Origin of the sequence: Microcoleus sp. PH2017_28_MFU_U_A, from assembly GCF_020738035.1 — a bacterium.
In the GTDB taxonomy this organism is placed as follows: domain Bacteria; phylum Cyanobacteriota; class Cyanobacteriia; order Cyanobacteriales; family Microcoleaceae; genus Microcoleus.
Genome location: NZ_JAEQCX010000031.1, coordinates 1 through 25,766, shown reverse-complemented (window position 1 = coordinate 25,766; position 25,766 = coordinate 1). Strand labels below are relative to the sequence as shown.

The following is a 25,766-nucleotide window of genomic DNA, read 5'->3' as shown; positions in this document are numbered from 1 at the left end:
AATGATGAAAAATGAAATTCAGCGCACGGTTTTAGACAACGGTATGGTTGTCTTAGCATCAGAAAATCCAGCAGCAGATATTATTGCAGCTAGGATATTCCTGCGCGCCGGTAGCCGCTGCGTACAGCCGGAACAAGCAGGATTGTGTCACTTGCTGTCGGCGGTAATGACTAAGGGAACCGATCGCCTGTCTTCGCTAGAAATTGCCGAACGTGTAGAATCGGTAGGAGCGAGATTGAGTACCGACTCGACTACAGACTATTTTTTAGTGAGTTTGAAGACGGTTGTTGCCGATTTTCAGGACATTTTGGAGTTGGCTGCGGAATTGATGCGATCGCCCACTTTCCCGGAAGCTGAAGTCGAACTCGAACGCCGCATTGCGATATCGGCAATTCGATCGCAACAAGAACAACCATTTGCGATCGCCTTCGAGCAATTGCGACACGCCATGTATCAGGAACATCCCTATGCTTTCTCCACCTTGGGCACGGAAGCTACGATGTCAAAGCTCACCAGAAACGAGCTCGAACAGTTCCACAAAACCTATTTCCGTCCCGATAATGTGGTTATTTCGGTAGCCGGCAGAATATCTACCGAAGATGCGATCGCCCTGATCGATCGTACATTTGGTGACTGGAAAGCGCCTTTAACACCCCTCCCAACTTTAACCGTTCCCCCCCTCAAAGCCTCCCCGCAATCCGTGGCTAAGGCGCAAGATACCCAGCAATCAGTGATTATGCTGGGCTACCTCGCGCCCTCGGTCAAAAATCCCGACTATGCAGCGATTAAGTTACTGAATACCTATTTGGGTAACGGTTTGTCGAGTCGGTTGTTTGTGGAATTGCGGGAAAAGCGGGGCTTAGCTTACGATGTTTCGGCACTCTACGCGACGCGCCTGGACACGGCTCAGTTTGTAGCGTACATGGGTACAGCACCCGAAAATACGGTGACTGCTTTTGAAGGATTGCGTACAGAAGTCGATCGACTCGCCAACACCCAACTAAGCGAAGAAGAATTGCAAGCTTGCAAGAATAAAATGCTCGGTCAATATGCTTTAGGAAAACAAACCAATTCGCAAATTGCCCAAGTTTTAGGTTGGTACGAAATCCTGGAATTGGGAATTAAATTTGACGAGCAGTTTCAAGCAGAAATTGCGGCAGTTACTGCTGCTGAAGCTAGGGAAGCTGCTCACAAATACTTCGTCGAACCGTATATTTCTTTGGTGGGCCCGGAGGCGGCGATTACAGAGTTGGGCGTGGCTGCTGTTTGTTAAGGAGGAAATGGGCGATCGAACTTTTCACAAGTTCGATCGATCTAACCAGTTTGTCCATCTGATAGACTAAAGGAATTGATTGGGCTAAGTTGAGCTATGACCATTGCGATCGACCAACCAATACAACAGAAACCACTCAGCTTTGACGAGTTTATCGCCCGTTATGGTGGCGATAATCGCTATGAGCTGATCGATGGAGAGGTATTCGACTTGGAACCCACAGGCCCCCATGAGGAGGTTGCAGCCTTCATTACCACAAAAATATGTGTCCAGATCGACGGAACAGGCTTACCTTGGTTTGTCCTTCAGCGGGGACTATTGCGCCCTTCAAATATTGGTATGACAGCATTTCGACCTGATGTTGCAGTTGTCGATCGCGATGAACTTACTAAAGAACTGCTTTGGTCTGGTGAGTCGATTCTAACACTGGGCAGTTCGATTAAATTTGTGGCGGAAGTTGTTAGTAGTAACTGGCAAAATGACTATTCTCGTAAAGTCGAAGACTACGCAGTTTTAGGTATTCCTGAATATTGGATTGCGGACTACGCAGGATTAGGTGGTACTCAACACATTGGAAAGCCTAAAAAACCCACCCTTTCTATCTGCACTTTAGTGAATGGGGAATATCAAATTCAACAGATTCGGGGCAATCAGACCATCGTCTCTCTAACTTTCCCAGACTTAAAACTGACTGCTGAACAGGTTTTGATGGCTGGCAGGTAAAATCATTAAATGCCTTACCGCTTTTCCGGAGCTAAGCTGCCAATTGCCGCCACAAGCTTTGCATAAGCCTCTAGATCCACTGGCCTGTATTTGACTTTGGCGATCGCCGGATCGTTGCTAAGATAGTTGTTGTCTCTCCAGTTTTTTGATGGCCTGATTGGTCTCAGAACAAAGCCACCACCACAATTCGGACAAATATTTTTACCCAAAATGCTCTCCACACAGGTAGCGCAAAAAGTGCATTCATAGGTACAGATGCGTGCATCAAGCGAGTCTGGTGGCAACGCCTTGTTGCAATGCTCACAGGTTGGTCTGAGTTCGAGCATATTTTCTCCTATTTGTGACGGCTTTATAACTCTTTCTAGGAATATGTAACCGATGTTTCGCGTTGCGGTGTCATAGATGAAAAGGTTCCTTCACTATAAACGCAGAACAGGGGTGGACGGCGATCGTTTGGTTTCCAGCCGTTAGCAATACCATGCAAGATAGCTGTCCGAGCAAATTTGCTAGTGACGATCCAGGCTGCTTTGTGCAAATGGAACACATTACCGCCATCGGTTAAATGGAAACCGTTGATTGGCAACCACGGATAACGCATGATAACAATTAACTGCTCGCCAGATGAAACACTCCCTTGCAAAGTCAAGTAGTCGTCGTCAAAAGAAGGGCGGAAATGCCAACGGAATTCTTGCCCTTCAACATTGATGGTGCGGAAACCTTTTTTCTTCTTAGGGTAAGTCATAGCAACTGTTACCTCGAATGACGATCTTCGCCATAATTATATCAGATATGATATAATATGACACGGATATAGAGGACTAATGTTATGGATCAAGCGAAAAAGAAGCGTCTAGAAGATCGAGGCTGGAAAATCGGATCTGCCTCGGAATTCTTAGAACTTTCACCAGAGGAATCGACCTTAATTGAGATTAAGTTAGCCCTCAGTCTTAATCTCAATTAAGGTCGGCAAAAATTGATGACACAGGCAGAGTTAGCCGATAAAATCAACTCCAGTCAACCTCGTATTGCCAAGGCTGAAAATGGCGAAGATTCGGTTTCTATTGAACTGTTAATACGCGCAATCCTGGCAACAGGTGCAACGCCTCAAGATATAGGGAAAATTATTGCTCAAGCAGGATAGAAATGATGGCGCAGGTTTCGAGCATATAATTGACTATCGGTAATATCAGGTCGTGAGTTGATGACTCCTTCACTTTGCCAGTAAGCAACAAGTTCTGCTCCAGTTTTAGGTGGGTTACTCAGAACTTCTCTGATCGATAAAACACGTAGTATGTACTCAGATAAAGGTAGGTTTAGTCGTAAGGCTTCAGTAGATAGTTGACTTTCTAACTCCGGCGGTAACTCTAATTGAATGCTCATGTCTGCGTTCCTCATCGATCGAGATTCTCAATTGATCGTAGCTGATTTCATTATTATCCAAAATAATCCGACACAACACCACAACCAAAAAAAATTAGCCAGACTTAAATTGAACCTTTTCGGTTCCCGATCGGTCAAAATGAAGCAGACGCCCGATCGGTCTAAATTTATATGTACTTCCTAAAGCAGTTTCAGATTAAAAAAGGGCTGACTCCCTGGTTAAGCGGACTCCTCGCTGCCTCCCTACTCGCCGGAGTCGGCTACACAGCTTACAGCCAACTCACAGTCAAATCGAAACGCGAAAGCAGACGTAAGGAAAAAACCGTTGCTGTAGAAAGGGTGAATTTGCCGATCGCCATTTCCGCAAATGGCACAATAGTACCCGAAAGGAGTGTTAACGTCAGCCCCAAAACTTCAGGAGTGCTCAAAACTTTACTGGTTAAAGAAGGAGACACTGTTAAAACAGGGCAGATTCTCGCCCAAATGGATGACTCCAACCTGCAAGGACAATTGACTCAAAATCGCGGACAACTCGCCTCAGCCGAAGCCAACTTGCAAAAATTACTCAATGGTAATCGAGTCGAAGATATTGCAGTAGCAAAGGCTCAATTAGCTGAACAACAAGCCAGTTTGGAAAAATTACTTAACGGTAATCGCACTCAGGATATTGCCGCCGCCCAAGCCCAAGTAAATGAACAACAAGCAAACCTGCAAAAATTGCTCAATGGGAATCGCAGTCAAGATATTGCAGCAGCAAAGGCCCAATTAGCAGAACAACAAGCAACTCTTCAAAAATTGCTCAAGGGCAATCGCCCTGAAGATATTGCCCAAGCGCAAGCTAAACTTAGGGATGCTGAATATGCCAAAAAACAAGCAGAAGAAGACTTTCAAAGAAATCAGGAACTCTACACATCGGGGGCCATTTCTCTTCAAATTGTGAATACTTCTCGCACCGCGCGCGATCGAGCTCAAACTCAAGTCAGACAAGCTCAACAAGCTGTAGCTTTGTTGCAAGCTGGTTCGCGCCCGGAAGACATCGCTGCTGCGCGGGCCGCAGTTGAACAAAAACAGCAAGCTTTGGCGCTAATTCAAGCTGGTGCTCGCCCGGAAGATATTGCGGCTTCCGCAGCAGCAGTCGAGCAAAAACGGCAAGTTTTGGCAGGAGTGCGATCGGGGGCGCGATCCGAAGACATCGCCGCTTCCGAAGCCGCAGTGGAGCAAAAACAGCAAGCTTTGGCACTAATTCAAGGTGGTGCTCGGCCGGAAGAAATTGCGATCGCCCGGGCTCAAGTTCTCTCGGCTAAAGGTAGTCTTCAAACAGTCCAAGCGTTGATTAATGATACGAAAATTCGCGCTCCTTTCAGCGGTACTGTCACCCGCAAATATGCCGATCCAGGAGCTTTTGTGACACCGACAACAGCAGGTAGTGCGGTGACATCGGCAACTTCTTCTTCGATTTTGTCTTTAGCTTCAAAAAATCAGGTTGTGGCGAATGTGGCAGAAAGTAATATTGCTCAAATCCGCCTCGGCTTAAATGCGTCTATTCAAGCTGATGCTTATACGGGAAAGACTTTTACTGGGAAAGTTAATCAAATTTCACCTCAGTCAATTGTCCAGCAAAATGTTACCAGTTTTGAGGTAAAAGCTTCAATTCTTGATGATGCTAAAAAACTATTGCGATCGGGAATGAATGTGAATGTGGAGTTTAAGGCGGGTGAGTTGAAGGATGTTTTAGTTGTCCCGACTGCGGCGATTGTTCGTCAAAAAAAGGAAACGGGAGTGTTTGTGACTGGTGGTGAAGATGGGAAGCCTTTGTTTGTGCCGATTAAGACGGGGATGACGGTTGATGATAAGACGGAAGTGCGATCGGGCTTGAAGGGAAATGAAAAGGTTTTTATTAGTTTCCCCCCTGGCTTGCGGCCTAAATCTCAAACTCCATCATCGGGCGGAATTCCAGGTTTGCAGCCGGGTGGTGGAAGTCGTTTGCGTTAGATCGGATATTTTGCACTATTTGGAATAATCTTTTCTGGGCGGGCTAGAAGCCCACCCCACAAGCAGAAAATTGATCTATTGTGGAACAGGCATCTTGCCTGTTCATAAAAAGAGATATTTTGCACTATTTGCAATAATCTTTTCTGGGCGGGCTAGAAGCCCACCCCACAAGAAAATTGAATTTTTGTGGAACAGGCATCTTGCCTGTTCATGAAAAAGTACAAGATTTGAGTAGTAGAAATTTGCCCGCTCAATAACAAATAACAAATAACAAATAACCGATAACATGAAATTAAAAACTCCCCCAGTTATTAACAAAATCTCAAATGTTCAAATTATGTTCATGGCGACTGAGGCGCTGTGGAATAATAAGTTGCGTACCAGTTTGACGATGCTGGGCGTGATTATTGGCATATCTTCGGTGATTGCGATTACTTCGGTGGGCCAGGGAGTACAAAAGTCTACTGAGGAACAGTTGAAGGCTTTGGGTACTAATGTGCTGTTGGTTTTATCTGGTGCTTCGCGATCGGGCGGTGTTAGTCAGGGTAGTGGTTCTGCTTCTACTGTGACATGGGATGACGCTAGGGCGATCGGCAAACAAGCACCGGCAGTTAAGGCGATTTCGGCGTTTTTGCAGCGCCAAGTGCAAGTTGTTTATGGCGGACAAAATTCATCTACTTCTATATTAGGAACTGATTTAAATTACCCCGATGTGAAGAACATTCAACCTCAAGCAGGACGGTTTTTTAATGAGGATGAATTGAATGCTGCTGAACCAGTTGTTGTCCTTGGTTCTAAGGTGCGAGACGAGCTTTTTGGAGTTGGTGCTAATGCCCTATCAGCCGATGTTCGCATTCAGGGAGGGCGCTACAAGGTAATAGGAGTGATGGAACCCAAGGGTTCGGTAGGGGGTACGGATCAGGACGATCGCGTGTATATTCCCCTGAAAAATATGTCGGCTCGAATTGTGGGTAGAAATTCTTTGGCTGGAATTGCCATCTCTGGTTTTTGGTTACAAACTACGGGGGAATCGGATTTAGCTGATGCTCAATTTCAAGTAGAAAATATCATGCGTTTGCGCCACAATATCTATCCGCCACAACCGGATGATTTTCGAGTGATTAATCAAGTTGATATTGTGAATACTTTCAGCAATGTGGTAGGTTTGTTTACAGTGATGGTAGTAGCGATCGCCGGAATTTCGCTCGTAGTTGGCGGCATCGGGATTGCTAATATTATGTTGGTGTCAGTTGTGGAGCGCACTAAGGAAATCGGGATTCGCAAAGCTGTAGGTGCTACCAATGCAGCTATTTTGATTCAATTCATGGCTGAATCGATTTTAGTTTCGACTGTGGGCGGTACGGCTGGTATTGGGTTGGGAATTGCGATCGCCTTTGGGGCCGCGACAGCATTTAGTTTTCCGTTTGTAATTTCAGTATGGTCGATCGCAGCCGGTTTTGGACTATCCTTTACAGTAGGCTTATTGGCTGGAGTATTGCCGGCACGGAATGCCGCTCGCTTAGATCCGATCGCAGCTTTGCGGAATGATTGAAGTTAGTGGCGATGGTCTGTCATTGTGCTATTATTTCTACTACAATAATCCTCATTATGAAACCTGAGCGCATTGTTTCTGCTAAAGTTATTGACGATAATACCTTGATGGTTAAGTTTACTAATCTTGAAATCAAAAAATATGACATCTCTAAGTTATTAGAGAATCCGATGTTTGCGACGTTAGGTAATCCTAGATTTTTCAGAAACTTTAAAATTGAGCCTGGTGGTTATGCACTGGTTTGGAATGAAGATATCGATCTGAGTGAATATGAAATTTGGCAGAATGGAATTACTTGCACGGATGCGGAAATTGAGTGGTACATTGAATCTATTCATCATTTTGCTCTATGAACAACCAACCTAAATTAGACAAATACAAACAAGAAATCGCAGATTTGTACACCCGCAGAAGTCAAAGTTATGACAATAGCGATTGGCATTTGCAGATTGCTCAGCGTCTCGTTGAATACGGACGAGTGAGTCGCGGACAAACGGTTTTAGACATTGCAACGGGAACGGGTCATGTGGCGATCGCAGCCGCTCAAATTGTCGGTACTGAAGGTCTAGTTATTGGCGTAGATATTTCGCATGGAATGCTCGATGTAGCCAGAAAAAAAGCTCTCGAATTAAAGCTTAATAATACAGAATTTTTGCTAAGGGATGCCGAAAATATCGACTTACCACGTAATGTTTGCGATCGCATTTTTTGTGCCTCTGCCTTCATCTGGATGTCGGATCTGCACGTCGCCCTCACGCATTGGTACACATTCCTCAAACCAGGAGGAATAATTGGCTTTCATGCCTTTGCCGACACCGCTTTTGTAGGCGGAGTTGTGACGCAGCAAGTAGCCGAAAAATACGGCATTTCCTTCAATATGAGCAAACCCACAGGCACTGTTGAAAAATGCCACAAACTGCTCGAAAAAGCAGGATTTAAACAGATAGAAATTAAAATCGAACAAGACGGCAGCTATATCAGTTTAGAAAAAGCAAAAGCAATGTGGGCCGGAAATTCTCATCCCGCCCCTGGACAATATCCGCCGCCGTTATCAACACTTTCAACTGAGCAATTAGCACAAGCCAAGGCCGAATTTGAAGCAGAAATAGAAGCATTGCAAACCCAGCAAGGAATTTGGAACGATATCACCACTTTTTACGTATTCGGTCAAAAATAGCAGAACTATACTCATCCGCGTGCATCTGCGGTTACAAACTCCGAATCTGCCAGCAATGACAGATTCAGACAATTTAAGACACTCGATTTGATCGGACGCTTTTCATCCCAAAATACGATCGCAGAATAAAACTTAATTGCAGCCGATGAATTCAAAAGCTCAAAAGTTTGACGTGCAACTCCCTCATCGTCAAAACTTAGGAAGTAAACAGTATCATCAAAAACTACAGGTTTATTAGCGATTTCGCCGATTAACCTAAACTCCAATTTTTTATAAAGCCCGCCGATCGCAATTTTCCAAGGTTTGAAGGTATAATCGCCCACTCCAAAAATCGCAAATCTAGGGTTATTTTCATAAATTTTGCTTTTTCGATTATCTAGATATTGCCCGCGAGACTCCAGATATCGCCCCGTTTTAGGGGCAATTTTTTGGATATTTTCCGTTGATTCCCCGATATTTTTTTGAGTAATTAGCATATAGCGATCGGTAGCATTAATTCGATTTTGAGCAACACCAGATCCTTTAATCATGGGAAACAGATAAGTTTCCTCAATATCAGCAACTTCTCCCAATTTATTTACAAAATAATTGTCAATTTTCTTAAATTCCATTACACTAGAACAGTCATGCTTTACACCCGATCGCCATTTTGTCCCTGAATTCACAGCATATAAATCGCTCAATTTACTGAAAGCATCTATATCCTTAACTAGGAGATTGTTGTGATATCCAATTCGGTGACAGTCCGAAGTTTCTAAACTGCTAAATACATCACAGAAGTAGTTTCGCGAGTCAGCATCAAATTTGCAGACTAACAAACAAGCATCAACATTTGCATCAAAATATTTTTTAGCATCTATTGTGTAAGTTGCACATTCAGCGAGATTGAGTTTTTGACAGTGAAGGTAATTCAATAACTTTCTAGCAGTCGAAGTCTTGCAAAGCATCGCCAGATCAGCATCGCGGTTTTGCAGCCATTGCACCGCCTGAATCAGCATCCATTCTGAGATATCAAAGTTACTCTTACCTGTGAGAGCATCTAAGCCTTTGTGATTTTGAAAGTTGTTTTTTTTAGGTAAATTTTCGCTACCAAAAGTTCCTTGTTGTGAGTTTGTCACCCAAGGAAAATTGCCGAGTACAAGCAGTCTATCAGTGGATTGATTGATTAATAATTCCCAATCAAATTCAAAGAAATCTCCGTGCCAAATATCACATCTCTCATCCTGAAATAATTGGTTATTGAGTCTAATTTGTGTTAAGTAATTATGATTTATTTCAACCCCGATAATCTTGTCTGCGGATGGAAACGAAAGTGCAGCAGCTTGAATAAAATTACCGACACCGCACGTCGGCTCAATTATGGTGCGAGGATTGATATTAAGTTCTACTAATTTTCGACATACCATCTCGGCTAATGCCGGCGGTGTCTGAAAATCGCCATATTCTAGTTTTGTTTTGCGATCGTTGGAACTCATCAAGTTTGCATATAACTTTATTACTCCACCAGATTTATTCCTGCAAATTCACCCGCTCAACCACATCCAAAGGTAGTTCTAGCACCTCTGCAATTTGTTCGTCGCTCAATCCAAACTGCCGTAATTTACCAACAGCTTCAATCCTAGCTTTATTCTTAACGCGCTGAAAGTCAGAAGTTTGAGACTGACTTTCGTTTCCGGTAGCAACTGCTTGCTCAGAACTAACGTTTAGGCAGCCAATTATATTACTATTGATACTTCTAATACTTTTACTTCTATCGCCAAAAGAAATAGTCAGATTACCTTGGCGCTCAAGGACAGATTTAAGATTTTTTTTATCTACTGGTTCATCCAAGACATCAGATAACATTTGTAAAAGCTCATAACCGACATCCTTAGCGTGACCCGCTGAACAACCGCAATTTTCTGCAATATCGGGATACTTTTGACGCTTCAAAGTTCCTTCGATAATTCCGCGCTGCAAGTCATTGAGATGTTTACCTGTCTTGGCGTAGACAACTTTGTCCACAAATTGCAATACTTCGCGCACCTGCATTATTCGGGATGTGGGAGGACATCAGTTATTATAGCCGACTTTATCCGTCTTTTTCATTCTTTTTCCGTCGTTTACAAAAATTAAATAAAATCCGTCTTTTTCCGCTTTTCAATTGGTACAGCATGGTTAACAATAAAACTTGACTAAATTTAATCTAGAATTCTGTAATATGTTGTCTGCTGAAAAGCATAAATTTGAGTATAAGTATTTGCTTAAAAGGTTCGGTTCTATTGGGACAGTGGGTAGATGGATAAGAAAATATGTCGATAGGCACGGTTTTATAATTTTGCAGGGATTAGAATCCGAGTCTTACGATTTGAGTTCTGCAAAGCTCTTTTTGACAAAGCTTTCCTCTCATATTGGTACTTTAGTGCCTCACAATCTCGGTCAATCTGATTTTGTATGGGAAATCAAGCCTAAATCATCAATCTCTCAGATCGTAACTTTTTCCGAACATAACAAAGCTGCTCCATTACACACTGATTCTCAATACAGGAAGTTGCCTGAAAAATATATGGCGTTACTTGTTTTTCGTCAAGCTGAGTGTGCAGGAGGAGAAACTTTATTACTGGATTTTAACCTAGTTTTCAATGAATTAAAAAAAAGTTATTTGGGAAGACAGACGATCGAGTTTGCTTGTAAAACCAAATTTCCTATCGCAGTCCCAACTATATTTCAAACCCAAAATAAAACGGCATATATTTATTCAAGTTTGATTTCAGATATTCCCATGATTAGATACAGATATGACACTTTGAAGACCGGATTAGAATTAATTAAGCACAGCCATGTAAAAGATTTTGAGGAAAAGCTTCAAGTTTTTAATGATTTGATTCACACAAGTAGATATTGCTCTAGTTTGTTACTTAATAATGGAGAAGCAATTTTTGTAGATAACCATAGGATGTTACACGGTCGATCGCCATTTTTAGATTCAAACAGATTACTTCTGAGAATTCGCATGAATTAGTCAAAGACAAATACTTTTATTTCCCGATAAAAACAGCTACCATAAAAAAATGGAAAAGTATATTGAACAATATTCCAAAGTTGGTCAGGGAGCGTGGACAGCAAAAGCCTTCTATGATGAAGCAGTCACTTCTTTACTAAATCAACAGTTTGACAATCTTGAAGGTTTTCTGGAAATTTTCTATTTAATTTGCGGTGAATTTGGAGGTGAAGCAGCAGCGCGCAAACTTCAAAAAGCAGCTAATCTCCTGCTAAATTACGGTCAGCAGCAAGAGATGTCTGAGCGTTGTCTCAAAATTGCAGCAAGCATTCGATTTAATCCACAGGTAGCTAGTTGTATCGACTTGAATAATGTTGAAACAACAATGAATTCTCATCATACGATCTCCTCTAGAGTTGAAGAAATTTGTGAGTTTTTGGGTTGCTATAAAAATAATTTAAATGACAATTTGAAGAGGGAAGTTGAATCAGATACCATTCCAAGCGATTGGAGTTTACAAGTTTCTTCGTTGTACACAAGGGCGTATGATGAATGGTTTACGGAAGTAGCTGATAGATACCTCAAAGACTACTTACCAAGTCGCGAAACTTTATATGCTTCTCCAAAACTGAGAGTCGCTGACTGGAGTTCAGAGGTATGGCGGTGCTGGCGCTTCCTAGATTGTCCCACCTTAGTCGATCCAGGAATTTTTAGACCATCCCAGTTCTTTGTATGGCATATCATTCACGATTCTGTGCATATTTGGCAAATGCAAGCTTATGATAAAAAGTGGTCTAACATATTAGCTCCCAACGAGTTTTTGTTTCTTGAAGCACAAGCAATGTCTGTGGAAATAATATTATTAAACCTCATGAAAGAATCTTATATCGAGATTCCTCAGTGGTATCCTTCATCTCAAAAATCAATTATTATTCGACTTTTAATTGGCTTGCTTGAAAGAGAGATAAGATTAAATTTAGATTTAAAAGTACATCTTCATGGACAAAATTTTACAACATGGCTTGATGATATTTCAAGATTGACCAATCTCTCACCGGAATTTTTTCAAGGGCTTACTGCTGAGTTGCTTGGTATGCCTGGTTTTTGTGCAGCTTACACTGTAGTAACTGATAAATTTAAAAACTTATCTCATGAACAACGAAAGATGTTGTTGCAAAATTTTCCTCACATCACTTATGAATCTCTAGGAACTACTTACTTTCCTTAATCCCTTCCAGTATCTTCGTGTAAAAATTTGTACTCATCTGCGTAAATCAGCGTGCATCTGCGGTTTGAAAATCCAAATTAGCCAAAAAATAGAGGGCGAGTTTCACATAAAACTAAACTTTAAAAGTCAAATTTTATGCTCTAAACCCGCCCTCACAAAACTCCCTTAATAAGCGTCTTGCAATTCGTAAAAATCAGGCGAAATATAATCTTTCCGCAGCGGCCAGCCCACCCAATCTTCGTTCATCAAAATCCGTTTCAGATTCGGATGTCCTTCGTAGACGATGCCGTACATATCGTAGGATTCCCGCTCTTGGAAATCTGCTGCTTTCCAAATCCAGTAAACTGATGGAACTCTCGGATCTTCGCGGGGAATAAATACTTTGACGCGGACTTCTTCGGGGTGCGAAGCGTTGTCCGTCAATTTAGCCAAGTGGTAGACGCTGACTAAATCTTGTCCAGGGCCTTGGTCGTAGGCGCACTGGTACTGCATATAATTGAACCCGTAGGCGTACAGTGCTGTTGACATCGGAATTAGGAATTCTCGATCGACCTTTAAGATCTCCACACCCAAATTATCAGCAGCTAAAGCCTCGTGATCGAAGCCATTCTGAGTCAACCACTGAGAAACCTTCCCAGCTTCAACAATCGCAGATTCTGTCTCAGCCACGTTGTACCTCCTGTTTTTGTCCTGCAAGCAGGGCGGGCGGTACGGGCATTCCCATTGCTTCCGTCAACTCCTTCGGTGGGGCTATCCGCCCGGGAATTGACAAATATTTGCCATCCAAAATGTCGTCTACTACTTTCATTTTGTGGGGTCTGGTGTAGTAGCGGTGAGTCGGTAACAAGTTAGCCCTTTCTTGCATTGAGTCGTTGGCGATTTTTTTCCGCAGTTTGATAATTGCGTCAATAATCGCTTCGGGACGCGGGGGACAGCCGGGGATGTACACATCTACGGGGATAAGTTTGTCAACGCCTCTGACTGCTGTGGGGGAGTCTACGCTGAACATTCCACCGGTGATCGTGCACGCGCCCATGGCGATCACGTACTTGGGTTCGGGCATTTGTTCGTACAGCCGCACCAAGATGGGGGCGTACTTCATGGTAATTGTACCTGCGGTGATTAACAGGTCAGCTTGTCTGGGGCTCGATCGCGGTACTAAGCCGAATCTGTCGAAGTCAAAGCGCGAACCAATCAAAGCTGCAAATTCGATGAAGCAGCAAGCCGTGCCGTAAAGCAACGGCCACAGGCTGGAAAGTCTCGCCCAGTTATAGATGTCATCAACCGTGGTTAGGATGACGTTCTCTGATAATTCGGATGTGACTTGCGGCCGCTCTGCCGGATTGACAATTAGGGATTTTTGTGATGTATCAGAACTTAAGACCATTCTAAGGCTCCTTTGCGCCATGCATATACAAGAGCAATAACGAGGATCGTGATGAAAAACAAGGCTTCGATGAAAGCCAAGAGTCCTAGCTGGTTGAAAGCAACCGCCCAAGGGTAGAGGAATACGGTCTCTACGTCGAAGATGACGAAGACCAGGGCGAACATATAATATCGGATGTTGAACTGAATCCAGGCTCCGCCGATCGGCTCAACGCCAGATTCGTAGGTAGTGCGTCGGTCGTAGGGACGACTTTTGGGCCGCAGTACCTTAGACGCCGTGAGGGCGAGGATAGGCACTAGGCTCGAAATTAACAGGAAGCCTAAAAAATACTCGTAGCCGCTAAGTGCAAACACGGTGAATAATTACTGCCTCTGTGAAAGGGTTATTTGACATACTCCCCAACCTAAAGGCATGGGGATTGTGGATTTAAACAGCAAAAGCAAGCACGGCTTGTCTCATATTGCCTAGCACGATAGTTGATGCCCCAACTTATTTGAGATTTTTTGGATTTATACAGTTGAGACCGGATTTTTACATCTCGCGAATCAACAATACATAAATACATAACTTATCATAAAAGCCGTCCGATCGGGACACGGGGCTTTAGGCCCAATTTTTCGGTAACAGAAATTACTGGTCGATCGAGATTAATTGTCCATCTTCTGCAATAATTTTTAATGTATATTTTAATAAAACCGCAATCTCAGGATTGGGTAAACGATATTCTAACTGCCTGTGGAAGACGGGCGGCTGCCTGTGGACGCTGAGTAAGACCATCATCGACGCTTTGTGTCGAACACCCTTGTGGTGTCCCTAACGTGGTATCGGCGGTTGAGACGGGAAACCTCGAAGACGAATAAGACCGTCCTAATCTGAGTGTTGGTTGGCAGCCCCAACTATAACGAAGCTTAGTTGAGGTACTTCACCAACAAAATGGGTCTGAAGCCCCGTCCTTCTAGGACGGCTTCGCGTTAGAAGATCTAGAAAGGCAAGTAAGAACAACCATCTACGTGTTGAAACAATATCAAAAGGTGTAACTCCTGATTTAGCTCGCCTCGACTCGATCGTAGCGAGAGTTAAACAAGCAATAGTGAATTGTTGAGCGTACCTAACTGGCGGGCGTGATGGACTCTGAAAGTATAAAAAGATCAAAGTAAGCGCAATTGCAATACTTCTGGTGTTAGTAGTTGTTTTGAGCGTGTAGAGGCGATTTGTCAGCGCCTTTAAGACTCAAATTGTGGTCTTAAGAATCTCCGTGGCTAAAGCCCGGAGAGTGTCAACTGACCTACTCTTTTTGGAACTATGAGCGATCGAGCCACTGAGACTAAGACCCTCGATCGGCACGAGTGCCGCGCCTGCGGCTACGTCTACGATCCGAAAAAAGGGAATCCTAAAAATGACATTGCCCCTGGCACGGCTTTTGAAGATTTGCCCGCTACTTGGGTTTGTCCCGTTTGCGCGGGCCGCAAGTCGGTCTTTCAAAATCTGGGTCAGATGGAAGGAGTATCGGGATTTAAAGCAAATCAGCGCTACGGTGTCGGCGTCAACGGCATGACCGAAGGTCAAAAAAGTTTGCTGATTTTTGGCGGCTTGGTCGTTGGTTTCTTGTTGTTACTTAGTATGTATGGTTTGCAGTAAAACGATTGTGAGATTTTGGCAACGAATTGTAATGTTATTGGCGGCTGCACTCATCTGTACGAGTTGCAGCACGATCGGTTCTGTGAGTTACAACCCTTGGCAAGTGATTTCCTTGCCAACAGAAGCTAATTTACAGGATATTGCCTTTACGGGAAATGCCCAGCACGGCTGGGTTGTTGGTTCTGAGGCGACTCTGTTTGAAACGATCGACGGCGGGACTAACTGGAAGCCAGTAGCACTGGATATAGACGAGCCGAGATCGCGTTTTGCGTCGGTGAGTTTTTCCGGTTCCGAAGGCTGGATTGTCGGTCAGCCTTCGGTTTTGCTCCACACAGAAGATGAGGGCAAGTCTTGGACGCGGATTGCTTTAAGCTCTCAGTTACCAGGTTCTCCGAGTACGATCGCCGCTATTGGCCCAAATACGGCTGATATGACGACGGATGTCGGGGCGATTTACCGGACTTCTGACGGTGGCAAAAATTGGAAAGCGATCGTGCAAGATTCTTTTGGGGTAGTTCGCAATATCAACCGCTCGGAAGACGGGCAGTATGTTGCGGTATCCTCGAAAGGTAATTTCTACTCCGTGTGGAGACCAGGACAACAAGCTTGGGAACCCCACAACCGCAATAGTTCTCGCCGCTTGCAAAACATGGGCTTTACCAAGGACGGGCGTTTGTGGATGCTCGCCCGCGGCGGTCAGATTCAGTTTAGCGATCCGTCCAATCCTGAAGGTTGGGGAAAACCGTTTTTTCCCGATCGCAAAGCGAGTTGGGGTTTGCTAGACATGGCTTACCGGACTGATAATGAAGTTTGGGTAGCCGGCGGCGGCGGCAATTTGCTGTGCAGTTTGGATGGCGGGAAAACTTGGCAAAAAGACCGTGAAGTTGAGGACGTTCCTGCTAATTTTTACAGGATTGTCTTTATGGGCCCCGATCGCGGATTCGTGATTGGTGCGAGCGGTACTCTACTTAAATATCAAGGTTCAGCGCAAGCTGCTTGATAGTAGAATAGTAATAGAGATTGTCTGTCGATTTGTTGTTGAAAGGAGGATTCTAAATGGCCGGTACAACTGGAGAACGTCCGTTTGGGGACATTATTACAAGCATCCGTTATTGGGTAATTCACAGCCTCACCATTCCAGCTTTGTTTATTGCTGGATGGCTGTTTGTGCAAACTGGTTTGGCTTACGATGCTTTCGGAACTCCTCGCCCTAACCAGTATTTCACAGAGCAGCGCGAAGAAGTTCCGATTATCTCGGATCGCTTTGAAGCTAAGAAACAAGTAGATCAGTTCATTGGCAAGTAATTTTACAAGGATTTGGAAAAATGACGAGCAGAACGCCAAACAATGAGCCAATTTCGTATCCGATTTTTACGGTACGCTGGTTGGCCGTTCATACTTTAGGTGTCCCAACGATTTTCTTTTTGGGCGCGATCGCAGCAATGCAATTTATTCAACGATAGGAGTTTATAATGCCTGAACGCGCCCCTAATCCCAACGAGCAGCCAGTCGAGTTAAACCGGACTTCTCTTTATTTGGGTTTATTGCTGATTTTTGTGTTGGGGATTTTGTTCTCCAGTTATTTCTTTAACTAACTGGTGGTTCAGTTCAATCTCTGTGATTCAATCCAATTTGTTTAGCTGTGAATTAGTGAGGTGATCGCTATGTTTAGTGAAAGTGGCAGAATTCCTTTGTGGCTGGTAGCTACTGTCGCAGGTCTCGGTGCTCTGAGCATTTTGAGCCTTTTCTTCTACGGTGCTTATGCCGGTTTGGGTTCTTCGATGTAAGGACAATATTGCGTATTTTACGCCTAAAACCTCCCTTGAAAAAGGGGGGTTTTAATTAATTCAGTCTTAGACGCAACCGTCACACTAAATAAAGGTACGTAGTTGCGCTCTTTGCGCTCTTATCGCAATCCTCGCAGGATTTTCATGAGTACCTGTAGGGACTTAGGTCAAGCCGTGTCCCTGATTGATTTAGGCGAAATCACATTTATGTTCGCCGCCCGTGATAATGATTTAGGATGGCTATATATATTAAGATCGGAGCGCAAAGAGCGCAACTACGTACCTAAGAATTAGCCTCGATCGAGGTCGATCAAACAATCCGAACAATTGTTTTGTAGCAAAAGTTTTGATAAATGATATAAATCGAGGATAAATGTTAGATAAACAGTTCATTGTTTAGGAAATTTATAATATTTTGCTGGGAATCGCTAGTAGGACTAAAGTCCGAACGATCGAACATTTTTAATTTTAGGTAATTGACAGGACACGGTATAAATCTAAAATCTAAAATCTAAAATCTAAAATCTAACATCGACGGTCGATCGCCCAAAGTATGGGACAGATCCTGAAAATAGCCAAAAGTTGCGAGTAGAATGATTCAAGAGCCGATCGCTCGATCGTAGTCCATAGCGAAATATGACCCCACCGCAGCCGCCCCGCAAACCTCAAACCGTCTTGGGTGCGATTACCCAAGCAGTCCAGACAATTGCCAAGGTTAATTTTAACCAGCTAGCCCTGAAACCAAATGCCAAAGTACCCGAACTGTGGGTACAGGATGCAGGTGCGGCTAAAGCTGAGGTTTATCCGCTATTGGGCGATCGATATCTGTTAGGTCGATCGTCCAAAGCTTCAGATATTGTAGTTCGCAATCCCGTTGTCAGTCACGTACACCTATCCCTGTCGCGGGATACTCGACGGCGAACACCTTTTGTAATTAAAGACGAAGACTCTACCAACGGCATTTACAGAGGGAAAAGACGAATTAAAAGTATGTCCCTCCGTCACGGAGACGTGTTCACATTAGGGCCGCCGGAACTCGCCGCCGCCGTCAGAGTTCAGTACGTAGATCCGCCACCTTGGTATTTAGAATTTTTGCGTTACAGCTTTTACGGTGTTAGCGGAATCACCACTCTGATAGCTATTTTGGTTGGTGTTGAATCGACCAAGTTTCAAGTGCGGCCTCTACCGAGAAGTATCAACGGCCCTGTGATTGTTTACGCCCGCGACGGACAAACTCCGCTGCGTCCCCCTCAGAATAACGCTCACTTAGAATTGAAGCAATTGCAGGATTTTTCGCCTTATTTATCCAAGGCGGTACTTGCTTCGGAAGACAGCCGCTACAATTGGCATTTGGGCGTAGATCCGATCGGCGTTTTGCGGGCGCTGTTGACCAATGTGCGCGGGGGAGGAATTCGCGAAGGCGGTAGCACTCTGACGCAGCAGTTAGCGCGGAGTTTGTTTCGAGATTATGTAGGTACTCAAGATTCGGGCGGACGCAAATTCCGGGAAGCAGTAGTTGCTTTGAAACTAGAGAGTTATTACAGCAAAGATGAGCTGTTGCTGACTTATTTAAATCGCGTGTTTTTGGGAATTGACCTCTACGGTTTTGAGGATGCGTCTCGATTTTATTTTGCCAAGTCGGCGAAGGATTTGACTTTGTCTGAGGCGGCGACTTTGGCGGGGATTTTGCCTGGGCCAAACAGTTTTAATCCGATTCAAAATTATCAGTTGGCGGTGCAGTATCGCGATCGAGTAATCGAACGGATGCGAGCCATGGGGACGGTTTCTCAGGAAGAAGCCGATCGCGCGAGGCGATCGCGAATTGACATCAATCCCAAAGCCCGCCAATACCTGCAAAGTACGATCGCGCCTTATTTCTACAATTATGTATTTGACGAATTGGAGTTTTTGTTGGGGGAGCAGTTAGCCAGAGAAGGCAATTTTATTGTAGAAACAGGCTTAAATCCAGGTCTGCAAAAAGTAGCTGAATCTTCCCTCAAAAATGCCGTAGAAAATGCCGGAGCGAATGCAGGTTTTTCTCAAGGAGCTGTAGTAACTCTCAATTCTACAACCGGGGAAGTCTTAGCATTAGTTGGGGGTGTAGATTACTTGCAAAGTCAGTTTAATCGGGCTACCCAAGCATTGAGACAGCCCGGTTCTACATTTAAGATTTTCACCTATGCCGCCGCCCTAGAACGCGGAATCCCACCCAGTAAGACTTATTCTTGCGAGCCGCTTTCTTGGGGAGGACAAAGTTACAATGGCTGCGCCAGAACCAGCGGTAGCACTGATATGTATCGGGGTTTAGCACAGTCGGAAAATCCCATTGCTTTGAGAGTCGCGCAAGATGTCGGTTTAGACAATGTAGTGGGCATGGCCAGACGTTTGGGGATTACATCTCCCCTGCGTTCTTCCCCCGGTTTAGTGTTAGGTGAAAGTGAAGTTAACGTATTGCAATTAACGGGTGCGTTCGGGGTTTTGGCGAACCGGGGTTTGGGGAATCGCCCCCACGTAATCAAGCGAATTATTGACAGCAGCGACTGCAAAGATCGAAATGATTTTAAAAGTTGTCGGGTGATTTATGACTATCAAAAAGATGGCGTTGCCAATCGACAGTTAGTTTCTGAAGGCGTCGCGGATACGATGACTGATATGCTGCAAGGAGTTGTTCGGGGAGGTACGGGTAGCAGTGCTGCTTTGGGCTTGGGAGAAGCTGGAAAAACAGGCACGACTAATGATAATAAAGATTTGTGGTTTGTCGGTTATATTCCCAGCCAGCAACTGGTGACAGGAGTTTGGTTGGGAAATGATGATAATTCTCCGACTGGCGGAGGTAGTGCAAATGCGGCTCAGTTGTGGGGGGAATATATGCGGCAGGTAGCACGTTGAACATAGGTTTGTAGAAAAGACACGGCGGTTAAAACCGCGTCTACACAGACAAAACCCGCCTCCGCGGGTTGAAGACAAAGATTGTTAAATTTAATTTGTTTTGTTCAGTCTGCGGAGGCAGAAATCGTTTGTGTAGGTGCGGTTTCAACCACCGTCTGATGTGGCCGACAGCCAGACAATATAGAGTGCAAATTAACGACATTTCCGATTACGGCGATCGCAGGTGCGGAAAATCCAGTCGCCTCAACTTGCTCTACAATTGTACTCAAAGTGCCAATCAATTCCTCTTGTTCCGGCCGCGTTCCCCAGCGCACTAAGGCTACGGGCGTTTCTGCGCTCAATTCGGCTGCTGTTAACTGGCCGATGATATAAGGCAAATTGTGGATTCCCATGTATACTACAATAGTTTCGGAGCCGCGGGCGATCGCCTGCCAATTAACCTCCGGCCGATATTTTCCCGCCGATTCGTGGCCGGTGACAAAAGTGACTGACGAACTGTACGATCGATGTGTTAACGGAATTCCCGCATAAGCCGGGGCCGCAATTCCCGAAGTGACACCGGGTACAACTTCTACCGAGACTCCAGCTTTTACCAAATCTTCCATTTCTTCGCCGCCGCGCCCAAAAATAAACGGATCGCCGCCTTTGAGACGAACTACGATCGCATTATCTTGAGCTTTGTCTATCATTAACTGAGTAGTTTCGTCCTGCATTAACGAGTGACGGCCTTTGCGTTTCCCGGCATCAATTCGTTCTGCTTGGGGGTTGATGACTGCCAAAATTTGAGGGCTGACTAAAGCGTCGTAAATCACCACATCCGCGCACTCTAACAGCGCTTTTCCCTTCAAAGTCATCAAACCCGGATCTCCGGGGCCTGCACCTACTAAATACACTTTACCTAAAGACATTTTTCTTGCTTCCTTGACCTCTTCTGTGTCTTTGCGATTCATTTTTGAATTAAATCCCGAATTAAGTCTGCTAATTCTACACTGGCGCCTAGAGGATTTGCGAGATGAAGTTCTGCCGTGGGAAATTGCTGCTGTAGCTGCTCGACATTTTTGGCGATCGCATCTGTAATTCCTCCATTAAATAAGAAGTATGGCACAATTCCTATTTGCTGATGTCCACCGCGAACCAAACTGTCAATTCGTGCTTCCAAACTCGGCTTTACCGACCAATAAGCAGTCTCTGCGCCGAGTTGGCTGGCGATTTGTTCAAATGTCGAGTTACCTCCGGGGCGGCGGCTGCCGTGAGATAGTACAATCCATTTTGGGGATAGCAAATTGGGGACAAAAGCTAGCTCTTGCATCTGAGTTTTGAGCAAGTTTGTTAAGCCTGCTACTTGGGAACCTAAATGCGGGCGCACTTCTATGTTTAACCGGGAACCAAAAGTTTTCTGGGCAATTTCCACCTCTGCCGGTATGTCGTCGGCGACGTGCACTCCCGGTAATAAAAATACGGGCAGGATTTGCAATTGAGTCAGTCCGAGGGAGAGGGTACGTTCGCCAAAACTGCAAATTTGTTCGTGGAGTGGCGCGGGGCCGAGTTCTAGGGTGGCGGTGGCGACTGCGGGGAAGGAGTGGGCCAAATTATCAGACAGCAGTTGAGCCAGGTTTTCCAAAGCTACTTGCGGTCTGGGGTCACGGCTGCCGTGAGAAACTAATAGGTAAGTCGATCGCAATTTCAATAGGGATTTGATGTTAATGGTCGATCGGGATGTTGAATAATTCTAACATCAGGGAGCCGCAACTCCTAAAAAAAACCGAACGCCGAAATCCCCGACTTCTTTAAGAAGTCGGGGATAACAGTTGCCGAATATTCTGATTAACCTTGAGGAGTAGGCTCGGCGACGTACTTGAAAGTAGGTTCAGAGTTCAAAGCAGTTGGTTGGTCTTTGCCATCACTAGACAAATTAAAGAACAAATCTACTGTTGAATCTGGCGCGATATTTCCGAAGAACGGATCGGTAAGTTTGCCCATCGCTTCCAAAGCTTTCATGAACATTTGAGTGTGGGAAATTTCCCGAGTCAGCAAGAAGTGCAGCGTCTTTTTCGTTCCCGCATCCGGCGCTAGTTCAATCAATGCTTCGTAGGTTTGGCGAGCTCCTGCTTCCGCACCGATATTAGCGCGCAAATCGCGGACAACATCGCCGCCTTCGTTGACGTAAGCAGCACTCCAAGCTTGACCTTGGCTATCCAACAAGTGCGGGCCTACACCTCTGACTGCAAACAAAGTGCTTTTGTAAGCTTCTGTTTGGTCAACGTTTTTGGTGTGAGCTTCGATCAGTTTGCCAACCATTTCTAAGTGGCTGAATTCTTCGATCGCAATATCTTGGAGCATATCCTTAATCTCTGCATTTTCACAGTGAAAGGACTGCACCCAGTATTGCAAAGCTGCTGTCAGTTCTCCGGTTGCTCCGCCAAACTGTTCTAGCAGCAGTTGGGCAAAACGGGGGTTGGCTTCGTCTACTGTTACCGCAGACATTAGTGGCTTTTTGTGAAAAAACATCGATCGATACCTCTCTTTAGTTCGGTTGCAGACTTGTATCTGTGTTTATGCTTCAGAATATATTGTGCGACAAGCGATCGCACTGAACCTCGCTCGTTGGATACATCTAGCGGGAGCCATTGCTCTGCTTTCAGGTAGAGTTAAGTTATTGGGCATCGGGAATTGGGCATCGGGAATTGGGCAAACAGGGCAGTGGCCAAACAGGTCATTGGGCATTAGTCATTAGTCATTAGTGCTGTCCCTGCTCGCGAACGCTATTAGTCATTAGTTATTGGTTATTAATTATTGCGAAATATTCAAAAATAACAAATAACAAATAACAAATAACAAATATCAATAGTCAATTGTTGTTGCATTCGGTTAGCTTTGCTGACAAGGCATCGAGGTGTCGCAGCCACTGAATGCCGCCTACCCAACTGCGAGATGGCAGGTGTCCGATTGGTGCTTGCTGAGTAAATTTAAGTTGTCCCGAAGCAGTAGCAGAATTGTAGGTTTGCCAGTTTACCCGATCGCAAAATCTGACATAATCTCCCTTGACGCTTTCATAGATTTCCTTTTGGACGCTGAAGCCAAACCGACCTTGACTGTAGTGCAGCCACAGGCGATCGACTATTTGCAAATCTTCGCATGGTAACTTGTAAATTTGGCTGATTTCTAGCTGAATTCCCGGTGTCAGCGATAGAGATTGACACATCACGGCCCAAGTTTCGCGATCGGCTTCTTTCCACTTTTTAGTTGACAAACAATCCCGCAGTTTGGTATAATCAACTCCCGCTGCTGAAATCATGGTAGAATCGAGATTTGAAATCCTTGATAAGGACAAAGTTTCTGCGGAATTGGCGGTAGTTTTGGTCGGTGAAATCGGAGGCTCAGAAGTTGGCAGGGCTTTGAAATAAGGCGAGTTGTCGGTATTAATGAGAGTTTGGGCGATCGGCTTTTTCGGCACAACCAAATTTTGCTGGCGAATATCTAAAACTGCATTGATATCTTGCAAAACTTCCGCCGCAAAACTGTAGCGCTGACAAAGATGAGTTTGTAGCAATTTATCTAAAATCTCACCTAACTCGGCGCTAATACTCGTGCCTTTGGGGAGAAACTCGCGCCACCACCAGCGCTCGGTTTTACAGTCGTACATATCCAACGGCGGAACTTGCGTCATCAGGCGAATGCAAGTAACACCTAAACTGTAAAGGTCGCTAGCAGGAAATACTTTACCGCGCATTTGTTCGGGAGCTATATAATCTTGACTCCCGATCAGCGTTGCTGAACGGAGTATAGCTGAATCAGTCAGCAGTTTGGCAATGCCGAAATCGATCAATACGAGTTTGTTGTCCGACTGGCGGCGGATAATATTTTCAGGTTTGATGTCGCGGTGAATGACGCGGTTGTCGTGGATGAATTGCAGCACGGGTAATAAGTCTTGCAGCAGTTGCCAAATTTGATTTTCATCGCAGACACTTTGGTCTAATTCTTCTTTGAGAGTCGGCCCGTCTATAAACTCTTGAACTAAATAAATATGACCTTCTTGTTCAAATGCAGCTAATAAAGTGGGAATTTGCGCGTGTTTTCCCAGTTCGTCTAAACGGACTGCTTCTTGGTGGAATAATTCAAGGGCTTTGTTGAAAATTACTGGATCGCGATCGCGAAAATAAAATTGCTTGATGGCACAGCGCGGTTGCGAGGGGATGTCTTCATCAATGGCGAGGAAAGTTTTGCCAAATCCACCTCTTCCTAAGAGTTTAATCGGGCGATACCGCTGTCTCAACAATAGGTTAAAGCCGCAGTTCAAGCAAAGTTTTTCTGTGAGTGAATTTTCGGGATTTTGACATTCTGGGTTAATACAGTAGCTCATAGGGATTTGAGATTTTATATTTGAGATTTTGGATTGTGAAGAAGTTTTTTAAATGCACCGCTTTCATAGTCTCCTTGCTTCGCGGGGCGAAGGAAGAGAGATAAGAGAAGAAAATTAGTTGACAATAGACGCACACATGGATATAAGGCTATTCTATTCCGCTGGGCCCGATCGCGATGTTATACAATGTGCACGGCGCCCCAAGCTGACACAGATCCGGGCGCGCGACAGCTTGCTGCGCGGGCGTTTCATTTACATTCCGAGACGCAACTGGCACATTAACCAAAGGTATGCGGTTGCGCTGTCTTCACTCTTGGCGCCACAATCTACCTCAAAAAATCTTTAACTATTGTCACACTTGCGTCGAGGACTTATCTCATGTCCGGTAATGAAAGTCCGCACTACGAACCAATTTTATTGTGCGATCGCCCAAATCGAAAATTGTGCTAAACTCACACTGTGCGCGGAATTTCAGGCACAATTGATGCTATCCACCAATCACCGGACATAACTAGACAACCAGTACCTAAAGGTGAAGAGATAGCCAGCCTCAGTTACAACTACGTTTTGAGGGTGATGACACCTACAGGTACTTTCCAGCCTGTGGCTCTGTCGTCAATTAAAGAAGTGCGGTTGACTCAACAAGCCCTGAAAACATTGGCGAGGAAAACATTACCCGAGCAATCGGAGGACGATTATGTCTAATTTTGTCTTCGTTTTAGACACCAACAAACAACCGTTAGATCCTGTAACTCCAGGTCTTGCCAGACGGATATTAACTCAAGGTAAAGCAGCAGTTTACAGACGTTATCCGTTCACAATAATCCTAAAGTATTCCTGTGAAAAACCGCTTACCAAATCGCACGAAATTAAGCTCGATCCCGGCTCGAAAACCACAGGATTAGCCGTATTGGAAGGTGACAAAGTTATCTGGGCAGCCGAGTTAGTTCATCGGGGAAATCACATCACTGGTGACTTAGCATCCCGAGCCGCAATCCGTCGCAACCGCAGGAATCGCAAGACTAGATACCGTCATCTCAATCGTACTCGCACTCCCGGATGGTTGCCACCGAGTTTAGCTTCAAGAGTATCGAATATTGTGACTTGGGTGAATCGATTGCGACGGTATGTTCCCGTAACAGCTATATCTCAAGAGTTAGTTAAATTCGACACCCAAGCAATGCAATTTCCGGAAATATCAGGAATTGAATATACTCAAGGCGAACTAGCAGGTTATGAAATCCGACAATATTTGTTAGAAAAATGGGGCAGGAAATGTGCTTACTGCGACATCAAGAATGCGCCTTTAGAAGTCGAACACATTCACGCCAAATCGAAAGGAGGAAGTTCGCGGGTGTCGAATCTGACTCTGGCCTGTAGAAACTGCAATCTGGCTAAAG

General features: G+C 44.7%; 32 protein-coding genes. 19 read left to right on the top strand and 13 right to left on the bottom strand.

Features of this window, described 5'->3' with window-relative positions; genetic code table 11:
- The first annotated feature begins 4 nt into the window (after positions 1-4).
- Together JGK14_RS04825 and JGK14_RS04820 are read left to right on the top strand one after the other, a co-directional pair.
- Positions 5-1,273: a M16 family metallopeptidase gene (locus JGK14_RS04825; RefSeq protein WP_293175853.1), complete on the top strand. Its 1,269-nt coding sequence runs from the start codon at positions 5-7 to the stop codon at positions 1,271-1,273.
- Positions 1,274-1,369: 96 nt separating this feature from the next.
- Positions 1,370-1,996 (top strand): Uma2 family endonuclease, encoded by a 627-nt coding sequence (locus JGK14_RS04820; RefSeq protein WP_293197837.1) that lies wholly within the window; start codon positions 1,370-1,372, stop codon positions 1,994-1,996.
- A gap of 14 nt (positions 1,997-2,010) precedes the next feature.
- Here JGK14_RS04820 and JGK14_RS04815 read toward each other — a convergent pair whose 3' ends face one another.
- Together JGK14_RS04815 and JGK14_RS04810 are read right to left on the bottom strand one after the other, a co-directional pair.
- Positions 2,011-2,322 carry a DUF1272 domain-containing protein gene (locus JGK14_RS04815; protein ID WP_293216951.1) on the bottom strand — a complete coding sequence of 104 codons (312 nt, stop codon included), beginning with the start codon at positions 2,320-2,322 and terminating at the stop codon, positions 2,011-2,013.
- Positions 2,323-2,357: 35 nt separating this feature from the next.
- Positions 2,358-2,738 carry a hypothetical protein gene (locus JGK14_RS04810; protein ID WP_293175751.1) on the bottom strand — a complete coding sequence of 127 codons (381 nt, stop codon included), beginning with the start codon at positions 2,736-2,738 and terminating at the stop codon, positions 2,358-2,360.
- Between the two features lie 84 nt (positions 2,739-2,822).
- On the opposite strand from JGK14_RS04810, the gene JGK14_RS04805 reads away from it, so the two are divergent.
- The 6 genes from JGK14_RS04805 (at position 2,823) to JGK14_RS04780 (ending at position 8,097) form a co-directional block, all read left to right on the top strand.
- Complete coding sequence (locus JGK14_RS04805; protein WP_293175753.1) at positions 2,823-2,957, top strand: hypothetical protein; 135 nt, start codon at positions 2,823-2,825, stop codon at positions 2,955-2,957.
- A 15-nt stretch (positions 2,958-2,972) separates the two neighbouring features.
- Complete coding sequence (locus tag JGK14_RS04800; RefSeq protein ID WP_293175755.1) at positions 2,973-3,137, top strand: helix-turn-helix domain-containing protein; 165 nt, start codon at positions 2,973-2,975, stop codon at positions 3,135-3,137.
- Positions 3,138-3,547: 410 nt separating this feature from the next.
- Entirely contained in the window at positions 3,548-5,368 is a 1,821-nt protein-coding gene (locus JGK14_RS04795; protein WP_293231124.1) for an efflux RND transporter periplasmic adaptor subunit, read from the top strand.
- Positions 5,369-5,654: 286 nt separating this feature from the next.
- Positions 5,655-6,920: an ABC transporter permease gene (locus tag JGK14_RS04790; RefSeq protein WP_293197840.1), complete on the top strand. Its 1,266-nt coding sequence runs from the start codon at positions 5,655-5,657 to the stop codon at positions 6,918-6,920.
- A gap of 56 nt (positions 6,921-6,976) precedes the next feature.
- Positions 6,977-7,273 carry a DUF2442 domain-containing protein gene (locus JGK14_RS04785; RefSeq protein WP_293312202.1) on the top strand — a complete coding sequence of 99 codons (297 nt, stop codon included), beginning with the start codon at positions 6,977-6,979 and terminating at the stop codon, positions 7,271-7,273.
- Entirely contained in the window at positions 7,270-8,097 is an 828-nt protein-coding gene (locus JGK14_RS04780) for a class I SAM-dependent methyltransferase (RefSeq protein ID WP_325314816.1), read from the top strand. Before JGK14_RS04785 ends, JGK14_RS04780 begins: the two co-directional genes overlap by 4 nt.
- An 11-nt stretch (positions 8,098-8,108) precedes the next feature.
- On the opposite strand, the gene JGK14_RS04775 is transcribed toward JGK14_RS04780, so the two are convergent.
- Positions 8,109-9,572, bottom strand: a complete 1,464-nt coding sequence (locus JGK14_RS04775) for a class I SAM-dependent methyltransferase (protein ID WP_325314815.1) — start codon at positions 9,570-9,572, stop codon at positions 8,109-8,111.
- A gap of 34 nt (positions 9,573-9,606) precedes the next feature.
- Positions 9,607-10,128, bottom strand: coding sequence for a hypothetical protein (locus JGK14_RS04770; RefSeq protein ID WP_293175767.1), 522 nt, complete (start codon positions 10,126-10,128; stop codon positions 9,607-9,609).
- A 139-nt stretch (positions 10,129-10,267) separates the two neighbouring features.
- Between JGK14_RS04770 and JGK14_RS04765 the strand changes: the two genes are divergently transcribed.
- Together JGK14_RS04765 and JGK14_RS04760 are read left to right on the top strand one after the other, a co-directional pair.
- The gene (locus tag JGK14_RS04765) at positions 10,268-11,098 is read left to right on the top strand and encodes a TauD/TfdA family dioxygenase (RefSeq protein ID WP_325314814.1); all 831 of its coding nucleotides are present in this window, start codon (positions 10,268-10,270) and stop codon (positions 11,096-11,098) included.
- Between the two features lie 49 nt (positions 11,099-11,147).
- Positions 11,148-12,305 carry a hypothetical protein gene (locus JGK14_RS04760; RefSeq protein WP_293175771.1) on the top strand — a complete coding sequence of 386 codons (1,158 nt, stop codon included), beginning with the start codon at positions 11,148-11,150 and terminating at the stop codon, positions 12,303-12,305.
- A 165-nt stretch (positions 12,306-12,470) separates the two neighbouring features.
- Here JGK14_RS04760 and JGK14_RS04755 read toward each other — a convergent pair whose 3' ends face one another.
- From JGK14_RS04755 to JGK14_RS04740, 4 genes are all read right to left on the bottom strand, one after another.
- Positions 12,471-12,974: an NAD(P)H-quinone oxidoreductase subunit J gene (locus JGK14_RS04755; protein ID WP_293175773.1), complete on the bottom strand. Its 504-nt coding sequence runs from the start codon at positions 12,972-12,974 to the stop codon at positions 12,471-12,473.
- Entirely contained in the window at positions 12,967-13,692 is a 726-nt protein-coding gene (gene ndhK, locus JGK14_RS04750) for a photosynthetic/respiratory NAD(P)H-quinone oxidoreductase subunit K (protein WP_265233759.1), read from the bottom strand. The genes JGK14_RS04755 and ndhK overlap by 8 nt, the downstream gene beginning before the upstream one ends.
- Entirely contained in the window at positions 13,683-14,045 is a 363-nt protein-coding gene (gene ndhC, locus JGK14_RS04745) for a photosynthetic/respiratory NAD(P)H-quinone oxidoreductase subunit C (RefSeq protein WP_006635500.1), read from the bottom strand. The genes ndhK and ndhC overlap by 10 nt, the downstream gene beginning before the upstream one ends.
- A gap of 277 nt (positions 14,046-14,322) precedes the next feature.
- Positions 14,323-14,472 carry a hypothetical protein gene (locus JGK14_RS04740; RefSeq protein WP_293175776.1) on the bottom strand — a complete coding sequence of 50 codons (150 nt, stop codon included), beginning with the start codon at positions 14,470-14,472 and terminating at the stop codon, positions 14,323-14,325.
- A 522-nt stretch (positions 14,473-14,994) separates the two neighbouring features.
- Here JGK14_RS04740 and JGK14_RS04735 point away from each other — a divergent pair.
- The 7 genes from JGK14_RS04735 to JGK14_RS04705 all read left to right on the top strand — a co-directional run bounded on the left by JGK14_RS04735 (position 14,995) and on the right by JGK14_RS04705 (position 20,006).
- Positions 14,995-15,330, top strand: coding sequence for a rubredoxin (locus JGK14_RS04735; protein WP_293175778.1), 336 nt, complete (start codon positions 14,995-14,997; stop codon positions 15,328-15,330).
- Positions 15,317-16,330: a photosynthesis system II assembly factor Ycf48 gene (locus JGK14_RS04730; RefSeq protein ID WP_293175780.1), complete on the top strand. Its 1,014-nt coding sequence runs from the start codon at positions 15,317-15,319 to the stop codon at positions 16,328-16,330. The genes JGK14_RS04735 and JGK14_RS04730 overlap by 14 nt, the downstream gene beginning before the upstream one ends.
- A gap of 56 nt (positions 16,331-16,386) precedes the next feature.
- Entirely contained in the window at positions 16,387-16,635 is a 249-nt protein-coding gene (gene psbE, locus JGK14_RS04725) for a cytochrome b559 subunit alpha (RefSeq protein WP_293144446.1), read from the top strand.
- A 20-nt stretch (positions 16,636-16,655) separates the two neighbouring features.
- The gene (gene psbF / locus JGK14_RS04720) at positions 16,656-16,793 is read left to right on the top strand and encodes a cytochrome b559 subunit beta (protein WP_006635504.1); all 138 of its coding nucleotides are present in this window, start codon (positions 16,656-16,658) and stop codon (positions 16,791-16,793) included.
- Between the two features lie 9 nt (positions 16,794-16,802).
- A complete protein-coding gene (locus JGK14_RS04715) occupies positions 16,803-16,925 on the top strand; it encodes a photosystem II reaction center protein L (protein ID WP_293175782.1) in 123 nt (40 codons plus the stop codon).
- 69 nt (positions 16,926-16,994) lie between these two features.
- Positions 16,995-17,117 carry a photosystem II reaction center protein J gene (locus JGK14_RS04710; protein WP_293175784.1) on the top strand — a complete coding sequence of 41 codons (123 nt, stop codon included), beginning with the start codon at positions 16,995-16,997 and terminating at the stop codon, positions 17,115-17,117.
- Positions 17,118-17,753: 636 nt separating this feature from the next.
- Entirely contained in the window at positions 17,754-20,006 is a 2,253-nt protein-coding gene (locus JGK14_RS04705) for a transglycosylase domain-containing protein (RefSeq protein ID WP_293175786.1), read from the top strand.
- A 104-nt stretch (positions 20,007-20,110) separates the two neighbouring features.
- Here the strand turns inward: JGK14_RS04705 and cobA are convergent, their stop codons facing one another.
- From cobA to JGK14_RS04680, 5 genes are all read right to left on the bottom strand, one after another.
- Entirely contained in the window at positions 20,111-20,956 is an 846-nt protein-coding gene (gene cobA / locus JGK14_RS04700; protein WP_293175788.1) for a uroporphyrinogen-III C-methyltransferase, read from the bottom strand.
- Positions 20,953-21,693 (bottom strand): sirohydrochlorin chelatase, encoded by a 741-nt coding sequence (locus tag JGK14_RS04695; protein ID WP_442921426.1) that lies wholly within the window; start codon positions 21,691-21,693, stop codon positions 20,953-20,955. Before JGK14_RS04695 ends, cobA begins: the two co-directional genes overlap by 4 nt.
- 137 nt (positions 21,694-21,830) lie before the next feature.
- Positions 21,831-22,514, bottom strand: a complete 684-nt coding sequence (locus JGK14_RS04690; protein WP_293175790.1) for a manganese catalase family protein — start codon at positions 22,512-22,514, stop codon at positions 21,831-21,833.
- 45 nt (positions 22,515-22,559) lie between these two features.
- Entirely contained in the window at positions 22,560-22,730 is a 171-nt protein-coding gene (locus tag JGK14_RS04685; RefSeq protein ID WP_293202828.1) for a hypothetical protein, read from the bottom strand.
- A gap of 124 nt (positions 22,731-22,854) precedes the next feature.
- On the bottom strand, positions 22,855-24,366 hold the full coding sequence (locus JGK14_RS04680; protein WP_325314812.1) for a serine/threonine-protein kinase: 1,512 nt from the start codon (positions 24,364-24,366) through the stop codon (positions 22,855-22,857).
- A 459-nt stretch (positions 24,367-24,825) separates the two neighbouring features.
- On the opposite strand from JGK14_RS04680, the gene JGK14_RS04675 reads away from it, so the two are divergent.
- Together JGK14_RS04675 and iscB are read left to right on the top strand one after the other, a co-directional pair.
- Positions 24,826-25,071, top strand: coding sequence for a hypothetical protein (locus JGK14_RS04675; protein WP_325314811.1), 246 nt, complete (start codon positions 24,826-24,828; stop codon positions 25,069-25,071).
- Positions 25,064-25,766 (top strand): RNA-guided endonuclease IscB (gene iscB / locus JGK14_RS04670; RefSeq protein ID WP_325314810.1); only part of this gene is annotated, 703 nt, incomplete at its 3' end. The genes JGK14_RS04675 and iscB, both read left to right, overlap by 8 nt.